This window comes from Phenylobacterium sp. (genome assembly GCF_041916435.1).
Lineage (GTDB): Bacteria > Pseudomonadota > Alphaproteobacteria > Caulobacterales > Caulobacteraceae > Phenylobacterium.
The window spans coordinates 377,445-401,783 of record NZ_JAYRZM010000002.1; the positions used below are offsets into that span (position 1 = coordinate 377,445).

General features: G+C 72.0%; 21 protein-coding genes. 8 read left to right on the forward strand and 13 right to left on the reverse strand.

Annotated features, from left to right (window positions below; translation table 11 throughout):
• Window positions 1-200: 200 nt before the first annotated feature.
• The 4 genes from uvrB to ACE3TA_RS06720 all read right to left on the reverse strand — a co-directional run bounded on the left by uvrB (window position 201) and on the right by ACE3TA_RS06720 (window position 3,654).
• Window positions 201-2,438 (reverse strand): excinuclease ABC subunit UvrB, encoded by a 2,238-nt coding sequence (gene uvrB / locus ACE3TA_RS06705; RefSeq protein WP_374571811.1) that lies wholly within the window; start codon window positions 2,436-2,438, stop codon window positions 201-203.
• A gap of 236 nt (window positions 2,439-2,674) precedes the next feature.
• Window positions 2,675-3,223 carry a cytochrome b gene (locus ACE3TA_RS06710; RefSeq protein WP_374571813.1) on the reverse strand — a complete coding sequence of 183 codons (549 nt, stop codon included), beginning with the start codon at window positions 3,221-3,223 and terminating at the stop codon, window positions 2,675-2,677.
• Between the two features lie 78 nt (window positions 3,224-3,301).
• On the reverse strand, window positions 3,302-3,436 hold the full coding sequence (locus ACE3TA_RS06715) for a hypothetical protein (protein ID WP_374571815.1): 135 nt from the start codon (window positions 3,434-3,436) through the stop codon (window positions 3,302-3,304).
• Window positions 3,437-3,468: 32 nt separating this feature from the next.
• Window positions 3,469-3,654, reverse strand: a complete 186-nt coding sequence (locus ACE3TA_RS06720; protein ID WP_374571817.1) for a hypothetical protein — start codon at window positions 3,652-3,654, stop codon at window positions 3,469-3,471.
• A 438-nt stretch (window positions 3,655-4,092) separates the two neighbouring features.
• On the opposite strand from ACE3TA_RS06720, the gene ACE3TA_RS06725 reads away from it, so the two are divergent.
• On the forward strand, window positions 4,093-5,070 hold the full coding sequence (locus ACE3TA_RS06725; RefSeq protein ID WP_374571819.1) for a cell wall hydrolase: 978 nt from the start codon (window positions 4,093-4,095) through the stop codon (window positions 5,068-5,070).
• A 114-nt stretch (window positions 5,071-5,184) separates the two neighbouring features.
• Entirely contained in the window at window positions 5,185-5,763 is a 579-nt protein-coding gene (locus ACE3TA_RS06730; protein WP_374571821.1) for a DUF1003 domain-containing protein, read from the forward strand.
• On the opposite strand, the gene ACE3TA_RS06735 is transcribed toward ACE3TA_RS06730, so the two are convergent.
• Entirely contained in the window at window positions 5,741-6,679 is a 939-nt protein-coding gene (locus tag ACE3TA_RS06735; RefSeq protein WP_374571823.1) for a GlxA family transcriptional regulator, read from the reverse strand. The two genes, ACE3TA_RS06730 and ACE3TA_RS06735, sit on opposite strands and share 23 nt — an antisense overlap.
• Window positions 6,680-6,760: 81 nt before the next feature.
• On the opposite strand from ACE3TA_RS06735, the gene ACE3TA_RS06740 reads away from it, so the two are divergent.
• Entirely contained in the window at window positions 6,761-7,450 is a 690-nt protein-coding gene (locus tag ACE3TA_RS06740; RefSeq protein ID WP_374571825.1) for a DJ-1/PfpI family protein, read from the forward strand.
• Between the two features lie 2 nt (window positions 7,451-7,452).
• Here the strand turns inward: ACE3TA_RS06740 and ACE3TA_RS06745 are convergent, their stop codons facing one another.
• Entirely contained in the window at window positions 7,453-8,295 is an 843-nt protein-coding gene (locus tag ACE3TA_RS06745; protein WP_374571827.1) for a helix-turn-helix transcriptional regulator, read from the reverse strand.
• A 76-nt stretch (window positions 8,296-8,371) separates the two neighbouring features.
• On the opposite strand from ACE3TA_RS06745, the gene ACE3TA_RS06750 reads away from it, so the two are divergent.
• The gene (locus tag ACE3TA_RS06750; RefSeq protein ID WP_374571829.1) at window positions 8,372-9,262 is read left to right on the forward strand and encodes an SDR family oxidoreductase; all 891 of its coding nucleotides are present in this window, start codon (window positions 8,372-8,374) and stop codon (window positions 9,260-9,262) included.
• An 8-nt stretch (window positions 9,263-9,270) separates the two neighbouring features.
• Here the strand turns inward: ACE3TA_RS06750 and nadC are convergent, their stop codons facing one another.
• The 4 genes from nadC to ACE3TA_RS06770 all read right to left on the reverse strand — a co-directional run bounded on the left by nadC (window position 9,271) and on the right by ACE3TA_RS06770 (window position 15,269).
• The gene (nadC, locus tag ACE3TA_RS06755; protein ID WP_374571831.1) at window positions 9,271-10,113 is read right to left on the reverse strand and encodes a carboxylating nicotinate-nucleotide diphosphorylase; all 843 of its coding nucleotides are present in this window, start codon (window positions 10,111-10,113) and stop codon (window positions 9,271-9,273) included.
• On the reverse strand, window positions 10,110-11,618 hold the full coding sequence (locus ACE3TA_RS06760; protein ID WP_374571833.1) for an L-aspartate oxidase: 1,509 nt from the start codon (window positions 11,616-11,618) through the stop codon (window positions 10,110-10,112). The genes nadC and ACE3TA_RS06760 overlap by 4 nt, the downstream gene beginning before the upstream one ends.
• A gap of 32 nt (window positions 11,619-11,650) precedes the next feature.
• Window positions 11,651-12,739 carry a quinolinate synthase NadA gene (gene nadA, locus ACE3TA_RS06765; protein ID WP_374571835.1) on the reverse strand — a complete coding sequence of 363 codons (1,089 nt, stop codon included), beginning with the start codon at window positions 12,737-12,739 and terminating at the stop codon, window positions 11,651-11,653.
• 187 nt (window positions 12,740-12,926) lie between these two features.
• Complete coding sequence (locus tag ACE3TA_RS06770) at window positions 12,927-15,269, reverse strand: PAS domain-containing protein (RefSeq protein ID WP_374571837.1); 2,343 nt, start codon at window positions 15,267-15,269, stop codon at window positions 12,927-12,929.
• Window positions 15,270-15,519: 250 nt separating this feature from the next.
• Between ACE3TA_RS06770 and ACE3TA_RS06775 the strand changes: the two genes are divergently transcribed.
• Complete coding sequence (locus tag ACE3TA_RS06775) at window positions 15,520-16,668, forward strand: cell wall hydrolase (protein ID WP_374571839.1); 1,149 nt, start codon at window positions 15,520-15,522, stop codon at window positions 16,666-16,668.
• Here the strand turns inward: ACE3TA_RS06775 and ACE3TA_RS06780 are convergent.
• Both ACE3TA_RS06780 and ACE3TA_RS06785 read right to left on the reverse strand, forming a co-directional pair.
• Complete coding sequence (locus ACE3TA_RS06780; RefSeq protein ID WP_374571841.1) at window positions 16,658-17,146, reverse strand: GNAT family N-acetyltransferase; 489 nt, start codon at window positions 17,144-17,146, stop codon at window positions 16,658-16,660. The genes ACE3TA_RS06775 and ACE3TA_RS06780 overlap by 11 nt on opposite strands.
• Window positions 17,147-17,700: 554 nt before the next feature.
• Window positions 17,701-18,999 (reverse strand): UDP-N-acetylglucosamine 1-carboxyvinyltransferase, encoded by a 1,299-nt coding sequence (locus tag ACE3TA_RS06785; protein ID WP_374571843.1) that lies wholly within the window; start codon window positions 18,997-18,999, stop codon window positions 17,701-17,703.
• 213 nt (window positions 19,000-19,212) lie between these two features.
• Between ACE3TA_RS06785 and ACE3TA_RS06790 the strand changes: the two genes are divergently transcribed.
• The 3 genes from ACE3TA_RS06790 to ACE3TA_RS06800 are packed head-to-tail and all read left to right on the forward strand — an operon-like array spanning window position 19,213 to window position 23,281.
• Window positions 19,213-20,508 carry a cytochrome c gene (locus tag ACE3TA_RS06790; protein WP_374571845.1) on the forward strand — a complete coding sequence of 432 codons (1,296 nt, stop codon included), beginning with the start codon at window positions 19,213-19,215 and terminating at the stop codon, window positions 20,506-20,508.
• Window positions 20,505-20,972, forward strand: coding sequence for a (2Fe-2S)-binding protein (locus tag ACE3TA_RS06795; protein WP_374571847.1), 468 nt, complete (start codon window positions 20,505-20,507; stop codon window positions 20,970-20,972). The genes ACE3TA_RS06790 and ACE3TA_RS06795 overlap by 4 nt, the downstream gene beginning before the upstream one ends.
• Window positions 20,973-21,028: 56 nt before the next feature.
• Window positions 21,029-23,281 carry a molybdopterin cofactor-binding domain-containing protein gene (locus ACE3TA_RS06800; protein ID WP_374571849.1) on the forward strand — a complete coding sequence of 751 codons (2,253 nt, stop codon included), beginning with the start codon at window positions 21,029-21,031 and terminating at the stop codon, window positions 23,279-23,281.
• Window positions 23,282-23,291: 10 nt separating this feature from the next.
• Here ACE3TA_RS06800 and trxB read toward each other — a convergent pair whose 3' ends face one another.
• Window positions 23,292-24,302, reverse strand: a complete 1,011-nt coding sequence (gene trxB, locus ACE3TA_RS06805; RefSeq protein WP_374571851.1) for a thioredoxin-disulfide reductase — start codon at window positions 24,300-24,302, stop codon at window positions 23,292-23,294.
• Window positions 24,303-24,339 lie beyond the last annotated feature (37 nt).

A 24,339-nucleotide genomic window follows, 5' to 3' on the forward strand; every position in this document is an offset into this window, starting at 1 on the left:
GCAAGCCTGCGGGGCTCGTTCGGCGCGGCGGGCTCGAGTCAAAGTCCCCCTCAGGCCCTTCGGGCCAGCTCCCCAGAGGGGGAGCATATTTGGCGCGATCCGCGCTCTTGCGTCTTCGCCCGGCGTGTCCGGGCGATCCAAGGGGGGCGGAACACAAAAAGCCTGGGTCCCCGCTTTCGCGGGGATGAGCGGGGCGGGGGTTAGCGGCGGCCCTTCCGGAACCGTTCGGCGCTTTCGGCGCGGGCTTCCTTGCGCACGCGCTTGACGGCGTCGCGGTCGACGCTCTCGCCTTCGCCGGTGAGGGCGTCGTTGGCGAATTCGAGGTCGAGGAGTTTCAGGCGCTTGATCTCGTCGCGCAGGCGGGCGGCGGTTTCGAACTCCAGGTTCGAGGCGGCCTCGCGCATCTTGGCTTCCAGGTCGCGCAGGGTGGTCTTGAAGTTGTCGCCCATGAAGGGCTTGCCGCCGGTCTCGGCGACGCCGGCCGGGACGGTGACGCGGTCCTTCTCGTAGGCCGAGGCCAGGATCTCCTTGATCTGGCTCTTGACGCTCTCGGGCGTGATGCCGTGCTCGAGGTTGTAGGCCTCCTGCTTCTCGCGGCGGCGGGCGGTCTCGGCCATGGCCCGCTCCATCGAGCCGGTGACGCTGTCCGCATAGAGGATGACGCGGCCGTCGACGTTGCGGGCGGCGCGGCCGATGGTCTGGATCAGGCTGGTCTCCGAGCGCAGGAAGCCTTCCTTGTCGGCGTCGAGGATGGCGACGAGGCCGCACTCGGGGATGTCCAGGCCCTCGCGCAACAGGTTGATGCCGACCAGGATGTCGAAGGCGCCCAGGCGCAGGTCGCGGATGATCTCGATGCGCTCGACCGTGTCCACGTCGGAGTGCATGTAGCGCACGCGCAGGCCCTGCTCGTGCATGAACTCGGTGAGGTCCTCGGCCATCTTCTTGGTGAGCACGGTGATCAGCGAGCGGTAGCCGCGGGCGGCGGTCTGGCGCACCTGGTCGATGACGTCGTCGACCTGGCTGAAGCCGTCTTTCGAGACCGGGCGGACCTCCACCGGCGGGTCGATCAGGCCGGTGGGGCGGATCACCTGCTCGGCGAAGACGCCGCCGGTCTTCTCCATCTCCCAGGGGCCGGGGGTGGCCGAGACGTGCACCGTGGCCGGGCGCATGGCCTCCCACTCCTCGAACTTGAGGGGGCGGTTGTCCATGCAGGAGGGCAGGCGGAAGCCGTATTCGGCCAGGGTGAACTTGCGCCGGTAGTCGCCGCGGTACATGGCGCCGATCTGCGGCACGGTCTGGTGGCTCTCGTCGATGAAGAGCAGGGCGTTCTCGGGGATGTACTCGAAGAAGGTGGGCGGCGGCTCGCCGGGGCGGCGGCCGGTGAGGTAGCGCGAGTAGTTCTCGATGCCGGCGCAGGAGCCGGTGGCCTCGATCATCTCCAGGTCGAAGGTGGTGCGCTGCTCCAGGCGCTGGGCCTCGAGGAGCTTGCCGTTGGCGACGAGCCAGTCGAGGCGGTCCTTCAACTCGGCCTTGATGGCGGCGGTGGCCTGGCGGAGCGTCGGGCGCGGGGTGACGTAGTGGCTGTTGGCGTAGATCTTCACCCCGTCCAGCTCGGCGGTCTTCTTGCCGGTGAGCGGGTCGAACTCGGTGATGGATTCGATCTCGTCGCCGAACAGGGAGATGCGCCAGGCGCGGTCCTCGTAGTGGGCGGGGAAGATCTCCAGGGTGTCGCCGCGGCGGCGGAAGGTGCCGCGCTCGAAGGCCTGGTCGTTGCGCTTGTACTGCTGGGCCACCAGGTCGGCCATGAGCTTCTTCTCGTCCACCCGCTGGCCGGGGGTGAGGGTGAAGGTCATGGCGGTGTAGGTCTCCACAGAGCCGATGCCGTAGATGCAGGAGACCGAGGCCACGACGATGACGTCGTCGCGCTCGAGGATCGCGCGGGTGGCGGAGTGGCGCATCCGGTCGATCTGCTCGTTTATCGAGGAGTCCTTCTCGATGTAGGTGTCGGTCCGGGGCACGTAGGCCTCCGGCTGGTAGTAGTCGTAGTAGGAGACGAAGAACTCGACCGCGTTCTCCGGGAAGAAGCTCTTGAACTCCGAATAGAGCTGGGCGGCGAGGGTCTTGTTGGGCGCCAGGATCAGGGCCGGGCGCTGGGTCTCCTCGATCACCTTGGCCATGGTGAAGGTCTTGCCCGAGCCGGTGACGCCGAGCAGCACCTGGTCGTGCTCGCGCTCGCGGATGCCCGCGACCAGCTCGGCGATGGCGGTCGGCTGGTCGCCGGCCGGGGCGTAGTCGGAGACGAGCTTGAACTTCTTGCCGCCCTCGGACTTCTCCGGCCGCGCGGGGCGGTGCGGGACCCAGGCCATGGGCGTGGCGGTCTCGTCGTAGACGAAGGCCGCCGACATGTCGGCGACGCCGGGGGAGGGAGTGCTGGCCATGGCCGCCAAGGTAGGACTGCGGAGGGCCGCAGACTAGGGGCGGCTGCTGCCAGGACCTGTCAGCAGCGTGGCGGGAGGGGGCGGCTTGCGGCGCGGCGAAGATGCTCCCCCGCTGGGGGAGCTGTCCCGAAGGGACTGAGGGGGACCGTGACTCAAAGTCCCCCTCCGTCGGCTTCGCCGCCACCTCCCCCAGAGGGGGAGGAGAATTCGCGGCGGCGCCGAAGGGGGACCGGCGCCTAGCTCTTGGCCCAGAGCATGCGGGTGAGGGTGGCGTCGCGGTCGATGACGGCGTGCTTGAGGGCGCCGAGGACGTGGAGGATGAGCAGCGGCCACAGGGCGTTCGGCGCGGCCTTGTGCAGGAACTCCGCGCCCTCCTTCAGCCAGCCGACCTTGGCCGGGAACATGCTGGGGATGGAGAACCAGTCGAACACGGCGATCGGCCGGGCGCCGGCCCAGACCGCCAGCGGGCCGGTGACCACCTGGATCAGGATCATCAGCAGCAGCAGGCCCTGCACCGCCTTGGCCAGGATGTAGAGCGGGCCCTTGGCGCCGAGCTTGTCCGGGGCCGGCTGGGTCGCCGTCCAGATCAGCCGGGCGACCAGGAAGGTGATCAGCAGCATGCCGACCGAAATATGCAGGGAGCGGGCGGCGATGTGGGCGGCGCGGTCGGGGGCGTCCTCCATCCGCTCGCCGAGGAACCAGAGCAGGATCACCGCGAAGGCGGAGATCCAGTGCAGGCCGATGGCGATCCAGCCGTAGCCCTGGCGGGTGTTGGTCAGCGACATGCGCGCATCCTCATGACTCTCGATGAAGATGCGCGATAGAGCCGCGCCGGAATTTGATCCAGCGCAAAGCGCGCCGGCTCAGGTGTTAAACGGCGCGATCGCCACCACGGCCAGCGCGGCCGCCAGCACCGCCAGCGCGATGATCAGATGCCGCATCGCAGCTCTCCCCAGTCCCACCCTGGTGGCTCTAGGCAAGATGCGCGCCAGCGGCATGGCGCATCCGGACTATGCGGCGCGGGGTGATTCTAGTGCTTGTCGGCGGACTTGCTGACGATGGTCCCGGCGCCCGCGCCGACCACCGCGCCGACCGGGCCGGCCACCACCGCGCCGGCGATGGCGCCGGTGGCGGCGCGCTGCTCGACATTGTGGCCGCAACCAGCCAGGCCGAGCGTCGCGCAGGTCGCGGCAAGTATCGCCAGGGTCTTCAACATCTTGTCTCTCGTCACGGTCAGGCGGTGCAAAACAACCCACAGGAGGCCTGAGGGTTCCGCCGCTCATCAAGATTCAACCATTAACAAGTAATTTTTTTGCTGCACCGCAATATGGGGTTGCGCCGGCCTGCAAGACTCGGCATAAGCCCCGCTGCTTTGACGTAGCCCGTCCTTCCACGTGTATCGGACGGGTCCGCCGTGGTGCGCTGCCAGCATGAGCAGGGGCGCTCCGCAGGCGATGTGTTTGGGGGCGCCTTGGCCCTCGCCGCATAGGACACGATAGCCTTGTTTTTGATTTCGCGGGCTCACGCCGATTGGCGTGCGCTGACCGCGGCCGCTTTGCTCGGATCCGTCGTGGGTCTGGGCGTGGGCGCCGCTTACATGGCTGGGGGACTCGCGCGCACGGCGAATGATCATTCGCGCGCCGAGCGACTCGCCATGACCGCCTCCGACGGTTTCTCCGAGGACGCCCTGCGTGAGGCGGCGTCCGGCATGGATTCTGGCGCGCTCAGCGTGGCGCGCCGGCACGACCCGCTGGCCGGCGGCCAGACCCTTCGCGACCGCCAGGTCGCCCTGTTCACGGCCCGCCTGGAGCGGGACGAGCGGCGCACCCGCGGCGACCTGATGCTGCGCGCCAGCCTGCCGGCGCTGGAGCCGGCGCTGCCGCTGGCGGTGAGCGGGGCGCTGCAAGCGTCCCGCGACCTGCAGTGCCTGACCCAGGCGGTCTACTACGAGGCCCGCGGCGAGACGCCGGCCGGCCAGGCGGCGGTGGCCCAGGTGGTGCTGAACCGCGTGCGCTCCTCGGCCTTTCCCGGCAGCGTCTGCGCGGTGGTCTTCCAGGGCGCCGGGGGGAAGGGCTGCCAGTTCAGCTTCGCCTGCAACGGCGCGATGAACGCCGGCTACGAGGGCGGGGCCTGGACCCGCGCCCAGCGCGTGGCGAGCCGGGCGCTGGCCGGCTACGTGATGAGCGCGGTGGGGCGTTCCACCCACTTCCACACCACCGCCGTGGCGCCGGCCTGGGGGCCGCGCATGGTGCGCGTGGCGCAGGTGGGCTCGCACGTCTTCTACCGCTTCGCCCGCCGGGGCGAAGTGGCGGCGCCGGACCTCGCGCCGCCGGCGGACATCCAGCGGGTGTTCGCCGCGCCGGCGCCTTCGCTGGACGGCGTGAAGCCGGCGACGATCCGCCTGACCTCGCTGACGCTTGAGCCGGCGGCCGCCCAGGCCGTGGCGGGCGTGTCGGTTCCGGCCTCGGCGATCGCCGCCGCCGACAAGGCGGCCGCGTCGGCGGCCAAGCCGGCGGGCCAGAAGCCGGTGATCCAGAAGGCCGCCGGACAGAAGCCCGCGTCGGCGGCCGACGAGACCGCCGAGCTCGACGCCAAGACGAGCGCGCGCGTGGTGGGCGCGGCGGCCTCCTGATCCCAGCCGAATTCGTGTTGCAGGCGCGGCGGAGCCCTTGAGTTTCGCCGCGGCTGAGGCCCTATCCTGCGCGCGCCGGCGCGGTTTCGCCGGCGAGTCCAGGGAGAGGCCTTGATGAGCGAGGCGGATCGACGCGAGCGGCTGGCCATCGAGCTCCTGGGGACGCCCTACGCCGAGCTCGGCGAGGTCAAGCGCCGGGTCATCGACCTGATCGTCGCCGAGGCGCCCAGCGGCATCAGCCCGGCGCTGAAGACCGACGAGCGCACCTTCTGGGACAGGCTGGCCGACAGGGTGGCCCAGATCGGCGGCTCGTGGAGCTTCATCTTCGGCTTCGCCGCGGCCCTGTTCCTGTGGACCGGCTGGAACGTGATCGCGCGGGGCTTCGGCCTGGCGTTCGACCCCTATCCGTTCATCTTCCTGAACCTGCTGCTGTCGACCCTGGCGGCGATCCAGGCGCCGGTGATCATGATGAGCCAGAACCGGCAGGCCAAGCTGGACCGCGAGGCGGCCGAGCACGACTACCTGGTCAACATGCGCGCCGAGCTGGAGATCATGCACCTGCACGACAAGCTGGACGCCATGCGGTCCCGCGAGCTGGTGGAGCTGCTCGAGCGGCAGAACGAGACCCTGACCCTGATCCGCTCGCAGGTGGCGGCGCTGGCGGCGGAGGCTAAGCCCGGGCCGCCCGCCTGAGGGCCTGGGGCGGCTGGCCGAAGGCGCGCACGAAGGCGCGGCGCATCCGCTCCGGATCGCCGAAGCCGGCGGCGCGGGCCAGGACGTCGATGGGCTCGGCCGAGGCTTCCACCCGCTCGCGAGCCACCTCCAGGCGCAGCCGCTCCACCGCCTTGGCGGGGGTGACGCCTGTCTCGGCGGCGAAGGCGCGGGCGAAGTTGCGCGCGCTCATGCCGGCCTGCCCGGCCAGGCGCTCGATAGTGAGCGGCTCGGAAATGCGCTCGCGCATCCAGTCGATCAGGCCGGCGAAACGGCCGCCCTGGCCGCCCATCTCCAGGAGCGCGGAGAACTGCGACTGGCCGCCGGGCCGGCGGTGGTAGACGACGAGCTGCTGGGCCACGCGCCGGGCGACGTCCTCGCCAAGGTCGTCGGCGATGAGGGCCAGCGCCAGGTCGATGCCGGCGGTGATGCCGGCCGAGGTCCAGACCTTTCCCTCGCGGGTGAAGATGCGGTCCGGCTCCAGGCGCACCTTGGGATAGCGGCGGGCGAAGTCGGCCGAACGGCTCCAGTGGGTGGTGGCGCGCAGGCCGTCCAGCAGCCCCGCCTGGGCGAGCAGATAGGCGCCGGAGCAGACGCTGGCGGTGCGCCGCGCGCGGCCCGAGGCGCGCACCAGCCAATCCAGCAGGCGCGCCTCGCCGATCGCCTGGCGCGTGCCGTCGCCGCCGGAGACGACCAGGGTGTCGGCGGCGGCCTCGCTCAGCGGCTCGGCCAGCATCATGGCGCCGGACGAGCTGCGCACCGGCCCCGGCTCGGCGGCGACCACGTGCAACTCGTAGGCGCCCGGGCGGAAGCGCTCGGCGATCTCGAAGGCGGCGATCGGGCCGGCGGCGTCGAGGATCTGGAAGTCGGGGAAGATCAGCAGGTCGAGGCGGCGCATGGCAAGAAATGTGGGAACTTTGTCATTTCCGCCAGACGCTAGGCCCGCGATGATCGGCCCGTCAACTCACGGGAGGCCCGAATGGCCGAGCTGCAGATCGTCATCGCCCTCTATCCGAACGTCACCCACCTGGACTTCACCGGCCCGCACCAGGTGCTGTCCCGCGTGCCGAACGCCAAGACCACCGTGGCCTCCATGGGCGGCATGGACATCGAGGCCGAGGGGCTGCGGTTCGCCGGCCTGGCCGACCTGGCCAAGATCGAGCGCTGCGACGTGCTGCTCGTGCCCGGCGGCCTCGGAACCACCGACGCCATGCTGGACGAGGCGTTCATGGATCAGATCCGGCGGCTGGGGGCGGGGGCCAAGTACCTGACCAGCGTGTGCACCGGCTCGCTGATCCTGGCCGCGGCCGGATTCCTGAAGGGCAGGCGGGCGGCCTGCCACTGGGCCTGGCGCGAGCTCTTGGTCCCGTTCGGCGCGATCGTCGACGAGCGGCGGGTGGCGCGCGACGGGAACATCATCACCGGCGGCGGGGTGACGGCGGGGCTGGACTTCGCCTTCGTGCTGACCGCCGAGCTGGCGGGCGACGCCTTCGCCCAGTCGGTGCAGCTCGGACTGGAGTACGCGCCCGCGCCGCCGTTCGACAGCGGCCGGCCGGAACTGGCGGCGCCGGAGATCCTGGCGGCGGTGAAGGCGCGGATGGCCAACGGATGGGCCGAACGGGAAGAGGCGGCCCGCCGGGCGGCCGGGCGTCTGTCGGCGCCGGCGTAGGCTCAGGCCGCTTCGGCGCGGCCGGCGACGAGGCGGCGGACGATCTCGCGGTCGGCGGCCGTGGCCGGCGTGTAGACGACCATGCTCAGGCCCTCGGCGCCCTCGACCGCGAAGGTGGAGAACTCCAGGTTCAGGGCGCCGCCGGCCGGGTGCATGTAGCGCTTGAGGCCGACGCCATGGCTGCGCACCTCGGCCTCGGCCCAGAAGCGGCGGAAATCGTCGCTGATCTCCCGCAGCTCGGCCGCCAGGGCGTCGGCCTCGGGGCTGCCGCCGACGCGGGCCACGTCGATGCGGAAGACCGCCACGGCGAAGCGGGCGATCTCCTCCCAGTCCTGCAGGATGGTGCGGACGTCCGGATGGCAGAACAGCCGGCGAAGGCCGTTGCGCTCGCGGTCCGGCAGGGCGCCGTAGTCGCCGAACACCGCCACGGCGGCCGCGTTCCAGGCGACGGTGTCCCAGGCGGGCGTCTTCACGAAGGCGGGGCTGTCGGGCATGGCGTCGAGCACGTGCTGGATGACCGGGTCGACCTTGGGCGTCGGCGCCGGGACGAGCGGCGGCTGACGCCGGCGGCCCAGCAGGAACAGCATCTCGCGGCCGGCGGCGTCGAGCTCCAGCGCCCCGGAGAGGCGTTCGAGCACCTCGTCGGAGGGCGGCCCGCCGCGGCCCTGCTCCAGCCAAGTGTACCAGGTGACGCTGACCGCGGCGCGCGCGGCCACCTCTTCGCGCCTGAGCCCCGGCGTGCGCCGCCGCCCCGCCGCGCCCGGCTGGGGCCTGAGCCGGGCCCGGCGGTCGCGCAGGAAGCCGCCCAGGGTGGCGGCGGGGTCGGGCAGGGTGTTAGCGGCCATACCTGTATGAACCCTCGGCTTTTTCAGCGTCTCGCCTGGAAAGATAAGGCGCCTCGACGTGAACAAGGAGGCGTTGATGCGCGTGTTTTTGACGGGGGCCACCGGATTTGTCGGATCGGCGATCGTCGGCGAACTGATCGGAGCGGGCCATTCGGTGCTGGGCCTGGCGCGAAGCGAGGCGGCCGCCGAGACGCTGAAGGGCCGGGGCGTGGAGCCGCACCGGGGCGAGCTGGCGGACCTGGACAGCCTGGCCGCCGGCGCCAGGGCCTGCGACGGGGTGATCCACACCGCCTTCGTCCATGAGTTCGACCGGCACGCCGAGAATATCGAGACGGACCGCCGCGCGGTGGCGGCGATGCTGGCGGCGCTGGAGGGGAGCGGCAAGCCGTTCGTCCTGACCTCCGGCACCGCGCTGGCCAAGAGCGAGGGGCCGGTCACCGAGCTGGACGCGCCGGGTGGCGAGGGCGGCTTCGCCCTGCGCGGGGCCACCGAGATCGTCGCGCTGGACGCCGCCGCGCGCGGCGTGCGGCCCATCGTCATGCGCCTGCCCCAGGTGCACGGCCGCGGCGACCACGGCTTCGTGCCGCGGCTGATCGAGATCGCCAAGGAGACGGGCGTGGCCGCCTATGTGGGCGACGGCGCCAACCGCTGGCCGACGGTGCACCGGTTCGACGCAGCGCGGCTCTACCGCCTGGCGCTGGAGAGGGCTGAGGCGGGAACGCGGCTGCACGCCGTGGCCGAAGAGGGCGTGGCGCTGAAGGCGATCTCGCAGACGATCAGCGAGGGGCTGGGGGTTCCCGCGCGCAGCATCACGCCGGACGAGGCGGGTGAGCATTTCGGCTGGTTGGCCTGGATCGCGGCAGCGGACAACCCGACCTCCAGCGAGATCACCCGCCGGACCATGGGCTGGACGCCGGTGGAGGCCGACCTTCTGACCGACATGCGCCAGGGCGGCTACTTCGACTGAGGCGCGGCCTAGGCGTCCAGGCCGATGTCCAGGACCGGGGCGGAGTGGGTCAGGGCGCCGACGCTGATCACGTCCACCCCGGTTTCGGCGAGGGCCCGCACGGTCTGCAGGTTCACGCCGCCGGACGCCTCCAGCACGGCGCGGCCGGCCGCGCGCTTGACGGCCTCGGCGAGGGCCTCGGGGCCGAAGTTGTCGAGCATGACCACGTCGGGCCGGTGGCTGAGGGCCTCCTCGAGCTGGTCGAGGCTGTCGATCTCCACCTCGACCTTCATCAGGTGGCCGGCGAAGGCGCGGGCGCGGCGCACGGCCTCGCCGACCCCGCCGCAGGCGGCGATGTGGTTGTCCTTGATCAGGATGGCGTCATCCAGGCCGAAGCGGTGGTTGACGCCGCCGCCGCAGCGCACGGCGTACTTTTCCAGATGGCGCAGGCCGGGGGTGGTCTTGCGGGTGTCGACGATGCGCGCCTTCGTGCCGGCCACGGCGTCCACATAGGCGCGGGTGAGGGTGGCGACGCCGGAGAGGCGGCCCAGCAGGTTGAGCGCCGTGCGCTCGGCCGAGAGGATGGCGCGGGCGTTGCCCTCCACGTGGGCGAGGACGGCGCCGGGACCGACCTTGTCGCCGTCGGCGGCGTCGAGCTCGAACCAGGCCTTCGGGTCGAGGGCCAGGATCGCCAGGCGCGCGCAGGCCAGGCCCGCGACCACGCCCTCGCGGCGGGCGACGAAGGCGACGGACAGGCGCGCGTCGGCCTCGATGCAGGCCATGGCGGTGACGTCGCCGGCGCGGCCCAGGTCCTCGGCCAGGGCGGCGCGGACGACCGGCTCGATGAGGAGGTCGGGAAGGGGCTCGATCATGCGGCCTGGCTGGCCCGGCCGGCGGCGAGGGTGACGAAGGTGCGCTTGGGCTCGGCCTGCATCGGATAGTCGCGGCGGAAGTGGGCGCCGCGGCTTTCGCGGCGGGCGAGGGCGGCCTCGGCGACCAGGCGCGCGGCCAGCGCCGGGGCGGTGCGGCCATAGGCGGCGTCCAGGGCGTCGAGCTCGCCGATCAGGCGCGACAGGCCGGCGGCGTCGCGCACCACCCCGGCGTCGCGGCTCATGGCCTGGCGCAGGCGCTGCAGCGCCGCCTCGGGCAGGCGGGGCGGCACGGCGGGGCGGAGCGGGGCGGTGGCGGGATCGGCCTCGGCGGCGGCGGCGCGGCCGGCGCGGGTTCCGAAGACCGCGGCCTCGAGCAGGGAGTTGGACGCCAGCCGGTTGGCGCCGTGCACGCCGACCGAGGCGCATTCGCCGGCGGCGTAGAGGCCGGGGACGGCGGTGCGGCCCTCGGCGTCCGTGGCGATCCCGCCCATGTGGTAGTGGCAGGCGGGCGCGACGGGGATCGGCTGGACGCGCGGATCGACGCCGCCGGACAGGCAGGCGGCGAAGACGGCGGGGAACTCCTCGGGGAAGTGATCGCCGACGGCCTGGCGGGCGTCGAGGAAGGCGCCGCGGCCGGCTTCGCGCTCGGCGTGGATGGCGCGGGCGACCACGTCGCGCGGGGCGAGCTCGGCGTCGGGGTGATAGGCGGCCATGAAGAACTCGCCCGCCGCGTTGATCAGCCGCGCGCCCTCGCCGCGCAGGGCCTCGGTGGCGAGCGGGGCGGGATCGCGGCCGATGTCGATGGCCGTGGGGTGGAACTGGACGAATTCCGGGTCGGCGATCGTCGCGCCGGCCAGGGCGGCGAGGGCCAGGCCCTCGCCCTGCAGTTCGGCCGGCGTGGTGGTGACGGCGTAGAGCCCGCCGACGCCGCCGGTGGCCAGCAGCACGGCCGAGGCGAGGATCTCCACCAGGGCGCCGTCGTGCTCGGCGACCACGCCGCGGACGCGGCCCTCGGCGTCCTGCAGCAGGGCGCGCAGGCGATGGCCCGAGCGGACCTCGATGTGGCGCGCGCCGAGCGCCTCGGCGATCACCGCCTCCATGATGGCGCGGCCGGCCTGGTCGCCCTTGACCCGCGCCACGCGGGCGCGGGAGTGGGCGGCCTCCAGGCTCTGGGCGAAGCCGCCGGCCTCGGTGCGGTCGAACGGCGCGCCGAGCGCGGCCAGGCGGCGCACGGCGGCGGGGCCCTCGGTCGCCAGCAGGCCGGCCATGTCCGGATCGACCAGGCCGGCGCCGGCGGCGACGGTGTCGGCGGCGTGCAGCTGCGGATCGTCGTCCTCGGAGAGGGCCGCGGCCATGCCGCCCTGGGCCCAGGCCGAGGAGCAGCCCTGGCTGATCGGCGCGCCGGTGAGCACCATCACCTTGCGCGGCGCGGCGGAAAGCGCGGCCGACAGGCCGGCCAGCCCGGCGCCCACGATCAGGACGCCGTCGTGTTCGATGCGTCGCATGGCGGTCCTTTCTCCCGAGGGGAGCGGGGAGGTCAGATCAGCTCGACGTCCACGTGATGGCGGGCCTTCACGAGGTCGTAGCGGGCGGGTGTTGCGGGCGGCGGCAGGTCGATCATGCGCTGCACGGCCAGGCGGGCGCGCTCGGCGATCGCCGGGTCGACCGTGACCTCGTGCTGATGCTTGACCAGGGCCTCGTAGATGTTCTCCAGGGTGATCCGCTTCATGTGCGGGCACAGGTTGCAGGGCCGCACGAACTCGGTGTCGACCGCGTCGCAGGCGACGTTGTCGGCCATGGAGCACTCGGTGATCAGCACCACCTGCTTGGGCTTGCGGGTCAGCACGTAGTCGTTCATCGCCGCGGTGGAGCCGGCGAAGTCGGAGACTTCCAGCACCTCGGCCGGGCACTCGGGGTGGGCCAGGACCTCGGCGTTCGGATAGGCGGCCTTCAGCTCCAGGATGTCCTCGGCCGTGAAGCGCTCGTGCACCTCGCAGCGGCCCTTCCAGGCGATGATCTTCACGTCGGTCTGGCGGGCGACGTTGCGGGCGAGGAACTCGTCGGGGATCAGGATCACCCGGTCCACGCCCCATTCGCGGGCGACGTGCTCGACCACCTGCACGGCGTTGGCGGATGTGCAGCAGACGTCGGTCTCGGCCTTCACGTCGGCGGTGGTGTTGACGTAGGTGACCACGGGCAGGCCGGGATAGCGCTGCTTGATCAGGCGCACGTCGGCGCCAGTGATCGAGGCGGCGAGGCTGCAGCCGGCGCGCAGATCCGGGATCAGCACGGTCTTTTCCGGCGACAGGATCTTGGAGGTCTCGGCCATGAAGTGGACGCCGGCCTGGACGATCACGGCGGCGTCGGACTTGGCCGCTTCCTTGGCCAGGCCCAGGCTGTCGCCGACGTAGTCGCCGACGCCGTGGAAGATCTCCGGCGTCATGTAGTTGTGCGCCAGGATGACGGCGTTCTTCTCGCGCTTGAGGCGGTTGATCTCGGCGATCAGCGGGGCCTGGAGGCGCCACTCCATGGGGGTGACGTGGCCCTTGACCTTGTCCCACAGGGGCAGGGTGGCCTGTTCCACCTCGGCGGTGAATTCGAACTGGGTGAACCCGTCGGCGGCCATGGCGTCCTCCTTATGCTCATAGTGAGCATTTCACCGGCCTCAAAAAACGCCGCAGAACGTGCCGCGTTCCGTCGGCGCCTGATCCGATATGCTCAATTGGAGCATAACTGACCTGTCACATATAGACCCCCGATCCGGCCCCCGCAAGTCCCCGCTACGACAATCGAGGCGAGCGGCCCCGCCGGGCTCAGACCGCCTCGACGGCGCGGGCCAGCGCGGTCTCGATGGCGTGGGCCAGGGTCTCGGCGGAGTAGGGCTTGCGCAGCAGCAGCCAGGGCGCGCCGTCGGCGGCGCTGAGCGCGTCGCCCGTGTAGCCCGACGACAGGATCACCGGCAGGCCGACGCGCAGGGCGGTGGCCTCGCGGGCCAGATCCACCCCGGTGCGCCCGCCGGGCATCACCAGGTCGGTGAGCAGCAGGTCGACGGTCTGGTCGCCGCGCAGGATCGGCTCGGCGTCGTCCACGTTGGCGGCGCGGATGACGCTGTGGCCCAGCTCCTGGAGCATGGCGAAGACGAGATCGCCCACCGCGTCGTCGTCCTCGACCAGGAGCACCGACAGGGCGGGGTGGACCGGCGGCGGCGGCTCAAGCGGGCAGGGCGCGGGCGCGCCGGGCGGCTCGGCCTCGGCCAGCGGCAGGAAGAAGCGCACGGTGGCGCCCTTGCCCGGCGCGCTGTCGATGGCCACGCCGCCGCCGCTCTGGCGGGCGAAGCCGTAGACCTGCGACAGGCCCAGCCCGGTGCCCTTGCCCACCTCCTTGGTGGTGAAGAAGGGCTCGAAGACGCGGGCGATCACCTCCGGGGCCATGCCGACGCCGGTGTCGTGCACCGCCACGCACAGGTACTGGCCGGCCGACAGGTCCTCGACCTCGCCGGCGGCGAGGGGCGCCACGCGGGTCTCGATCCGGATCGCCCCGCCGTCGGCGGTCGCGTCGCGGGCGTTGACCACCATGTTCATGACCGCCGCCTCGAGCTGCGACGGGTCGATCCGCGCCAGCGCGCCGGAGGCCGCCGAGGCCAGGGTGAAGGTGACCGCCTCGCCGACGACGCGGCGCAGCAGGGGCTCGCTCTCGCGCAGCAGGTCGTCGACGCAGACCAGCTCGGGGCGCAGGTTCTGGCGGCGGGAGAAGGCCAGGAGTTGCTGGGTCAGCCGCTCGCCGCGGCGGGCCGCGCCGAGGGCGGCCTCGATCATGCGCTCGCGGCGGTCGGCGTCGTCGGGGTGGCGCTGCATCAGGTCCAGGGCGCCGATGACCACGGTCAGCAGGTTGTTGAAGTCGTGCGCCACGCCGCCGGTGAGCTGGCCCACGGCCTCCAGCTTCTGCGCCCGCTGCAGGGCCGCCTCGGCCTGGTCGCGCTCGGCGAGGGCGGCCTGCACCCGCTCGGCCAGGAGCTCGTTGATCCGGGTGAGGTCCTCCTCGGCCCGGTGCGCCTCGGTGATGTCGTAGCCGATGCCGATGAGGCCGGCGAAGGCGCCGGAGGGATCGAGCCGGGGCTGGGAGACCGAGCGGATCCAGCGCCATTCGCCGTCGCGGCGCAGGAAGCGCGCCTCCAGGGTGAAGGGCTTGAGCGAGCTCTCGCCGAGCATCTGTTCCTCGACGATGCGGCCCACGTCGTCGGGGTGCACGCGCCGGCGCCAGTCGAAGGCGACCGCCTCGTCGTAGGGGACGCCGAGGAAGTCGACGTAGGTCTTGTTGACGAACTCACGCGTGTTGTCGGGGCGCGACACCCACAGGAGCACCGGGGCGCTGTCGGCCAGGGCGTGGAAGCGCGCCTCGCTCTCGCGCAGCTTCTGGTTGGCCCGGCGCTGCTCGGTGATGTCGATGTTGACGCCGACCGCGCGCACCACCTCGCCCTGGGCGTTGCGGATCATCTCGGCGCGCGACATGACCCAGCGCACGTCGCCGTCGGGGCGCACGACGCGGAACTCGGCCGGGTCCATGCGCCCGGTGGTCAGCGACTCGATCGTGAGGCGGCGCATCATGTCGCGATCGTCGGGATGGATGCGCTGGAGCACCTCGCGCAGGCTGGGCGGCGGGCCGGGCTCGAGCCCGTAGATGCGATAGAGCCCGGAGGACCAGATGCTCTTGTCGGTGAGGATGTCGCGGTCCCAGAAGCCGTAGCCGCCGATCTCCTCGGCCAGGCGCGCGGTGGCCTCGCTGCGCTGCAGGGCGTCGCGGGCGTGCTGCAGGGCCTTGCGCATGTCGTTCATGCGGATCAGGCCCTGGCGCAGGAGGCCGGCGGCCACCACCGTCAGGGCCCCGGAGGCGACGAACAGCAGGAGCTGGTCGGCCGTCTCGGCGACGGCCAGCAGCCCCGGCGCGGCGATCCCGAGCAGCACCGAGGCGGCCAGGGCCGCCCAGCCCCAGCGCAGGCCCCCGTGGTAGGCGGCGAGGATGAAGGCGGGAAAATAGGTGGCCGAGGCGGCCAGTCCGTCGTCGGCGCCGAGGAACGCCAGCCGGGCGCCCACCGCGGCGGCGAGGGCGAGCACGGTGGCGCCCAGCGCGTGCAGCCACGGCGGTCTTCGCCTGGGCACGAGGCGGAGGGGCCATTCTGTCGACGGCGTCGCCACCAGCTTCCACGTTGCCGACGATCCAGCGGATGCGCGGATCGTCGGCAACATGCTGGCCTTGACCGTCAGGCGCAACCTTCCAGGCTTTCGCCCGTTCCCTGAAGTTGGCCGCCGCGATCGCAAAACCGCCCGACTTTCCAGGATGTTCGCCGGCTTGCGGCCGCTTCGCCGAAGCCCATATTCGCTGCATCCCGCCCGCCGCCCCCGGATCGCCGTGGCTCTCGCCGCTTTCCCCCGCCGCCTCGCCGCAAGGCTCCTGCCGCCGCTCGTGCTGCTGGCGGCGGGCCTGGCCGGCTGCGCCGACAGGAGCGCGGCCGGCGAGACGGCGCGGCTGACCCGGCTGGCCCGCGAGGCGCACGGCCTGTCCGACGCGGGGCTGGCGCGGATCGCCGCGGACATGGACGGGGCGGCGCGGGCGCTGGCCCGGCGGCACGATCCGGCGCGCAAGACCGACTATTGGGGCCGGCCGCGGGGCTGGGAGACCTTCCACCTGGCCGACTTCCCGAGCCTGGGCTTCGGCACGACCTTCGACGACACCGCCCGGCGGATCAACGCGCTCACCCCCTATGCGCCGGAGCCGGTGCAGCCGATGCGGCCGTTCGTGCTGAAGACCGACGCCGGCGACCGGGCGAGGGCGCTGAAGTGCCTGACCCAGGCGGTCTACTTCGAGGCGGGGAACGAGCCGGCCGAGGGGCAGGAGGCGGTGGCGCAGATCGTGCTGAACCGCGTGCGCCACCCGGCCTATCCGAACACGGTGTGCGGCGTCGTCTACCAGGGCGCCTCGCTGCCGACGGGCTGCCAGTTCAGCTTCACCTGCGACGGCTCGCTGGCGCGCGCGCCGGGCGCGGCCGGCTGGGCGCGGGCGCAGGTGGTGGCCAAGCGGGCGCTGGACGGTTTCGTGCTGGGCGCGGTGGGACCGGCCACCCACTATCACGCCGACTACGTGGCCCCTTACTGGGCGCCGACGCTGGTGAAGCTGACTCGGATCGGCGACCACATCTTCTACCGCTGGACCGGCCCGGGCGGGGAGGCGGCGGCCTTCACCGGGCGCTACACTGGGCGCGAGGCCCATCTGACCCTGGCGGTGCTGGACGGGACCGATCCGCGCACGGCCGATCCCTCGGCGCCCACGCCCGTGCGGCCGCCGCCGGAGCGGACGGTGACCCTGGGCACGGGGGGCGAGGCGCGCGCCTACACCGTGGCCGACCCGACGGCGCCTGACGGCGTGCGGACCCGGGTGGCCGGCGTGCTGCATGCCTCGCGCCGGGCGCCGACCCCGGACGAGGTGCGCCAGATCAACGCGGCGCTGGCGAATTTCGAGGCCAAGGCGGACGCCGGTGCGGCGGGCCCGGTCAAGCCGTGAAGGCGTCCGGATAGGCGACGGTGAGGGGGCCTTCGAAGGCGCCGTCCTCCAGCGCCAGGGCCATGAAGGCCGGCGAGCCGGCGTAGGGCGAGGCCACCTGCGCGGCCGCCTCGGCGCTGAACCCGAAGCGCGGGTAGTAGTCCGGATGGCCGAGCAGCAGCACGCCGCTGGCGCCGAAGTCGCGGCAGGCGTCCAGCCCGGCGCGGATCAGCTCGCCGCCGAGGCCCTGGCGCTGGCGGTCGGGGCGCACGGAGACCGGGGCGAGGGCGGCGTAGAGCAGTTCGATCCGGTCGGCCCACAGGCGGCTGAAGAGGATATGGCCGACGATCTGGCCGTCCTCCTCGGCCACCAGCTCGAACATCACGTCGCCGGCCTTGCGCAGGCGCTCGACGAGGTCGGCCTCGTCGGTCCGGCCGAAGGCGGCGGCCGTGACCTCGCCGATGGCGGGACGGTCGGCGGGGCGGGCGTGACGGATCATGGCCGCAGTCTAGGGCAAGCGCGCGCCGCCGTGAATTGCGCGGCGCGTTCGGAAAGGTCGGTGTCGTAGAGTCAAAGTCCCCCTCAGTCCCTCCGGGACAGCTCCCCCAGAGGGGGAGCATCTTTGACCGGTGTCGGCGGGGGCGTTCAGATCCTCCCCTTCTGGGGGAGGTGGATCGGCGCGCGAGCGCCGAGACGGAGGGGGACTTTGACGACATCTCTCCGTGATCGAGCGGCCAGCGGCGGAGCGGTCTTGGCGGGGGGCGAGTCAAAGTCCCCCTCAGTCCCTTCGGGACAGCTCCCCCAGAGGGGGAGCATCTTTGAGGCTCAGGCGGCGAGTGGTGGGAAGATCCTCCCCTCTTGGGGGAGGTGGATCGGCGCGTGAGCGCGGAGACGGAGGGGGACTTTGGAGGTTTCGGCGGCGGCGACCGCGGGGGCGTGGAGTCGTAAGTCCCCCTCAGTCGCTTCGCGACAGCTCCCCCAGACGGAGAGCATCTCCTTGGGGCGCGGGTGGCGTATGGGGGCTTTTCTGGAGCGGGAGCATCCGGGCGGCGCCTAGTCGCCCATCTCCCATTCGACGTCGGCGCCGATGGCGTTGAGGTTTTCGATGAAGCGGGGGTGGGCGCGGCGGATCGGGGCGGCGTTGAGGATCACCGAGCGGCCCTCGATGGAGGCGGCGAGCATGAAAAGGGCGATGGCCACGCGGATGATGTAGGGGCTCTCCACCTGGGCCGGGGCCAGCGGCTTGCCGCCGTAGGTGATCACCCGGTGCGGGTCGCACAGCACCGCCAGGCCGCCGAACTTGGCGAGTTCGGAGGTCCAGCCCAGGGCGCCTTCGTAGACCTTGTTCCAGAACATCACCGAGCCCTCGGCGCGCACGCCGAGGGCGATGAAGATCGGCAAGAGGTCGGCGGGGATGTAGGGCCAGGGGGCGGCCTCGACCTTCTGCAGGATGTGGCTGGTGAAGGGCTGGCGCACGCGCAGGGGCCCGTCGCGGCGGGCGGTGGACCAGCCGTCCCGGTGGGCGACCTCGACCCCGAACTTGCCGAAGGTGCGGTCGATCAGCGGGAACTGCTCGGGGCAGGTGTTGCGCACCCTGATGTCGCCGCCGGTGATCGCGCCCATCGCCAGGAAGGTGGCGATCTCGTGGAAGTCGTCGGAGAAGCGGTAGGTGGTTCCGGACAGTTCGCGCACGCCGTCGATGGTGAGCGTCGAGGCGCCGACGCCGAACACCTTGGCGCCGATCAGGTTCAGGAAGGCGCAGAACTCCTGCACGTGGGGCTCGCAGGCCGCGTTGGTCAGCCGCGACAGGCCGCGGGCGGTGACCGCGCAGAGCACGAAGTTCTCGGTGGTGGTGACCGAGGCGTAGTCCAGCCAGTGCTCGACGGCGGAAAAGCCGTCGCGGGCGGTGATGACGATGGCCTCGCCCTCGGTGGTCACCTGGGCGCCGAAGGCCTGGAAGACCTCGATGTGCGGGTCGATCTCGCGCGCGCCGAGCGTGCAGCCCTTGACGTCGTCCTCCAGGCTGGCGCGGCCGAAGCGGTGCAGCAGCGCCGGGATCAGCATGATCGACGAGCGCATGCCGACCGGCAGGTGGGCCTTGGCGGGGTCCAGGTCCGCCCCGTGGCGCAGGCGGAGGGTTCCGGTCTCGAAATCCATGTCCACGTCGCTGCCGAGGGCGCGGAAGAAGTCGAGGATCTTGCGCACGTCGGTGATGTCGGGGACGCGCTCCAGGACGATCGGCTCCTTCGAAAGCAGGGTGGCGCAGAGCACCGGCAGCACCGCGTTCTTGTTGGCTGAGGGCGTGACGGTCCCGCGCAGGGCGCGGCCGCCGCGGACGATCAGGTTGGACATTGAGGTCTCGGGGCTGCTCGGGGCTGGCGGTGGTCGGTCGCGGCGGGGCCGCGCACGGCAGAGTTAGACGACCATTGCGGCGGGAACCAGCCCGCCGGCTGATGCGTCGCGAATGCAAACTGGGCCTTGCAGCCCTGCAACAATCGGTAGAACCTGATCGCCTTCCAGGGCCTTCGTCAGCCTGCTGACGGCCCGGCGGACCAGGAGCCTTCCGTGCTGAAACGCGTGGCTATTGGTTTGATCGCGATCCTGGCCGTGGGCGTGATCGGGCTCGGCGTCATCGCCTGGCGTCCCTCGCTCAAGCCGATCCAGCCGCCTGCGCCCTCGAGCTTCGCGCCGGAGCTGGTCGAGCGCGGACGGGTGCTGGCCTCGGCGGGCAATTGCAGCAGTTGCCACACGGCCAAGGGCGGGGCCGCCTACGCCGGCGGCTATCCGATGCGCACCCAGTTCGGGACGATCTATTCGACCAACATCACGCCGGACGCCAAGACGGGCGTCGGGACCTGGTCGGAGGCCGCGTTCGCGCGGGCCCTGCGCGAAGGCGTGGCGCGGAACGGCTCGCATCTGTTTCCCGCCTTGCCCTACACCCATTTCACCAAGCTGTCGGACGGGGACGTCTCGGCGCTCTACGCCTATGTGATGACGCGCGCGCCGGTGAGCGCGCCGGCCAAGGCGAACACCGTGCCGTTCCCGCTGAACGTGCGCGCGCTGCAGGCGGGCTGGAAGCTGCTGTTCTTCCGTGCCGGGCGGTTCGAGCCGCGCGCGGACAAGAGCGCCGAATGGAACCGCGGCGCCTATCTGGTCGCGGCCGTCGGGCACTGCGGCGCGTGTCACACGCCGCGCAACGTGCTCGGCGCGGAGAAGACGGGCAGGACCTTCGCCGGCGCAATGATCGACGGCTGGATCGCGCCGCCGCTGACGGCCGCCGATCCTTCGCCCGCGCCGTGGGACAAGGCCGAACTGGTCGCCTATCTGACCGAGGGGGTGAGCCGCTACCACGGCACGGCCGCCGGGCCGATGGCGCCGGTGGCGCGCGGGCTGGCCGCGCTGCCCGCCGCCGACATCCAGGCGATGGCGGTCTATCTGACCGACGTGAACGGGGCGGCGACCCGCGCCGCGAGCCTGGCGCCGGCCCTGCGCAAGGCGGCGGCGGCCGACCGGGCGGGCGGCGGGCTGCAGTACGACGCGGACGCGCGGCTCTACGCGGCGGCCTGCGGGGCGTGCCACTACAACGGGGCCGCCGGGCCGAACCCGCTGCGGCCGGACCTGGCGCTCAACAGCGCCCTCAACCTGGACGATCCGACCAACCTGGTCCGCGTGGTCCTGGACGGGATCGACGCCGAGGACGGCGCGCCCGGCGTGGTGATGCCGGCCTTCTCGCGGCTGAGCGACGCCGACGTGGCCCGCCTGGCGGCCTATCTGCGCGCCACGCGCACGGACAAGCCGGCCTGGCCCGACCTTGAGAAGAAGATCGCCGCGATCCGCTCGGAGGACACCGCGCAGCCATGACCAGCTTCACGATCAACGGCAAACCGGTGTCGGTGGACGTCGAGGACGACACCCCGCTCCTGTGGGTGATCCGCGACGACATCGGCCTGACGGGCACCAAGTTCGGCTGCGGGATCGGCATGTGCGGCGCCTGCACGGTGCACGTGGGCGGCCGCGCGACCCGGGCCTGCGTCACGCCCGTCGCCGCCGTGGAGGGCGCGCAGGTGACGACGATCGAGGGGCTGGACCCCAATGGCGCGCACCCGCTGCAGGAGGCCTGGCGGGCGCTGCAGGTGCCGCAGTGCGGCTACTGCCAGTCGGGCCAGATCATGCAGGCGGCGGCCATGCTGAAGGACTTCCCCGCGCCGAGCGACCAGGACATCGACGCGGTGATGGGCGGCAACCTGTGCCGCTGCATGACCTATCTGCGCATCCGCGCGGCGATCAAGCAGGCGGCCGCGGCCATGGCGGGCGGACAGTCATAAGCCGGATCGAGTTCAAGGCCGCGGCGGCGAACGCCCTTTCCCGCCGCAACTTCCTGGTGGCGAGCACCGGCGCGGGCCTGTTGTTCGGCTTCTCGCGGGTGGTGGAGGCGGCGATGGACCCGGCCGCGCCCGGCGGCGTGCCGCCCCAGCCCGCCGCCACGCAGTTCGAGCCGACCCTGTGGTTCGGGATCGACGCCGACGGCATGGTCACGATCAACATCATCCGCGCCGAGATGGGCCAGCACGTCGGCACCTCGCTGGCGCGGATCCTGGCCGACGAGCTGGAGGCCGACTGGGACAAGGTGCGCATCACCCACGTGGACAGCGATCCGAAGTGGGGGCTGATGGTCACCGGCGGAAGCTGGTCGGTGTGGCAGACCTTCCCGATCTTCAGCCAGGCCGGGGCGGCCGGGCGCATCACCCTGATCGAGGCGGGGGCCAAGCTGATGGGCGTTCCGCCGGCCGCCTGCCGGGCGCGCAACGGCGTGGTCAGCGGGCCGGGCGGCTCGATCAGCTACGGCGAGATCGTGCGGCGCGGCGGCTCGGACCGCAAGTTCACCCCCGAGGAGCTGGCCAAGCTGCCGATCAAGCCGGCGGCCGAGCGGCGGCTGATCGGCAAGCCGACCAAGGCGCTGGACGTGGCCGCCAAGACCACCGGGGCGGCGATCTACGGCATCGACGCCAAGGTCCCGAACATGGTCTACGCCCGGCCGGTGATGCCGCCGACGCGCAACGGCTCCAAGGTGGTGTCGGTGGACGACAGCGCCGCCAAGACGGTGAAGGGCTATCTGCAGCACGTGGTGCTGGACGATCCCTCGCAGACCGTGCCCGGCTGGGTGATGGCGGTGGCCGAGAGCTATCCGGCGGCGATCCGCGCGGCCGACCTGATCAAGGTGAAGTGGAAGGCCGGGCCCGGCGCGACCTTGTCGGAGAAGGACATCATCGACCACGGCCGCGCGCTGATCGCCAAGGCCGACGGCGGGGCGATCCTGGACACCGGCGGCGACAGCGACACCGCGCCCGCGTTCAAGGCCGCCAAGTCGACCCTGGAGGAGAGCTACACCACCGCCACGGTGCTGCATTTCCAGCTCGAGCCGGTGAACGCCCTGGCCTTCGAGAAGGACGGCGTGTTCGAGATCCACACGGGCAACCAGTGGCAGAGCCTGGCCTTGCCGGTGCTGGCCAAGGCGCTGGGCCGGCCCGAGACCGGGATCGTCATGCGCACCTACATGCTGGGCGGCGGCTTCGGACGGCGGCTGAACGGCGACTACGCCGTGCCGGCGGCGCTGACCTCCAAGGCGCTGGGCAAGCCGGTGAAGGTGATCCTGACCCGCGAAGACGACGCGCGCTTCGATTCCGTGCGCTCGGCCTCGATCCAGACCCTGCGCATGGCGTTCGGCGAGGCGGGGAAGGTGACGGCGATGGAGCACCACGCCTGCGCCGGCTGGCCCACCCAGGTGATGGCCGCCTTCTTCATGCCCAAGGGCGCGAACGGGGTGGCCTACGACCCGTTCGCCATCTCCGGGGCCGACCACTGGTACGACGTGGGCGCGCAGAAGGTGCGGGCGATCTCGAACGACGTGGCCAACGAGGGCTTCCGTCCCGGCTGGCTGCGCTCGGTGGGGCCCGGCTGGACCAACTTCGCGGTGGAAAGCTTCATGGACGAGGCGGCCCACCACCTGAAGATCGACCCGGTGCAGTTCCGGCTGAGCCACCTGACGGGCGCGGGGCGCAACGCCGGCGGGCCGCCCTCGGCGGTGGGCGGCGCCCACCGGCAGGCCGAGGTGGTGCGCCGGGTGGCCGAGCGCGCCGGCTGGGGCCTGACCCTGCCGGCCGACACCGGGATCGGCATGGCCACCAGCTTCGGCCAGGAACGCGACATGCCCACCTGGGTCGCCTGCGCCGCGCAGGTGCACGTGGACCGCAAGACCGGCGTGGTGACGGTGGAGAAGCTGACCCTGGTCACCGACGCCGGCACGGTCGTCGATCCGGACGGCGCGCGGGCGCAGACCGAGGGCGCGGCCCTCTGGGGCCTCAGCATGGCGCTGCACGAGGGCACGGCCTTCGAGAACGGCCAGGTGAAGGACACCAACCTGAACACCTACCAGCCGCTGCGCATGGCCGACACGCCGGTGGTGGACATCAGCTTCGTGGAAAGCACCGAGCCGCCGGTGGGCCTGGGCGAGCCGATGACCACCGTGGTGGCGCCGGCCATCGCCAACGCGATCTTCAACGCCGTGGGCGTGCGGCTGCGGCACATCCCGATCACGCCGGCCGCGGTGCTGCAGGCCCTGGCCGCCGGCGGCTAGGGCCGGCGCCTCACCAGACCCCGATCTCCTTGGAATCCTTGTGGGTGATCGGGTGGTGGGCCTTTTTGTGGTCTTCCTCGGCCAGGAAGCGCACAGCCTCCAGGGCGGCCTGGCAGCCCATGCCGGCCGCGGTGACGGCTTGGCGGTAGACGTCGTCGGTGACGTCGCCAGCGGCGTAGACGCCCTTGATGGCGGTGTTGGGGGTGCCGGCGTGGACCTTCAGGTAGCCGCCGTTGTGGGTCTCCAACTGGCCGGCGAAGAGCTCGGCGGCCGGGGCGTGGCCGATGGCGACGAACACGCCGTCGCAGGAGAGCTCGCGGGTCTCGCCGGTCTTGACGTTCTTCAGGCGCACGGCGGTGACGCCGAGGGGATCGGCGGAGCCCAGCACCTCGTCGATGGCGCTGTTCCAGACCACCTCGACCTTGGGGTGGGCGAACAGGCGCTCCTGCAGGATCTTCTCGGCGCGGAACTCGTCGCGCCGGTGCACGAGCGTGACCTTGGAGGCGAAGTTGGTGAGGTAGAGGGCCTCCTCCACGGCGGTGTTGCCGCCGCCGACCACGACCACCTCCTTGTTGCGGTAGAAGAAGCCGTCGCAGGTGGCGCAGGCCGAGACGCCGAAGCCCTTGAACTTCTCCTCGCTCTCCAGCCCCAGCCACCGGGCCTGGGCGCCGGTGGCGATGATCAGGGTCTCGGCGAGCCAGGTCTCCCCGGAATCGCAGGTCAGGCGGAACGGGCGCTCGGAGAGGTCCACGGCGGTGACGATGTCGTGGACGATCTCGGCGCCCATGTGCTCGGCCTGGGCCTGCATCTGCTCCATCAGCCAGGGGCCCTGGATGACGTCGGCGAAGCCCGGATAGTTCTCCACGTCGGTGGTGATGGTGAGCTGGCCGCCCGGCTGGATGCCGGCGATCAGCACGGGCTTCAAAAGGGCTCGGGCGGCGTAGATGGCGGCGGTGTAGCCGGCCGGGCCGGAGCCGATGATCAGGCAGCGGGTGGTGCGGGGTAAGGCGGCTTCGCTCATGAGCCCTATGTAGTGAAGATTCCGCCCGGGGGCGACG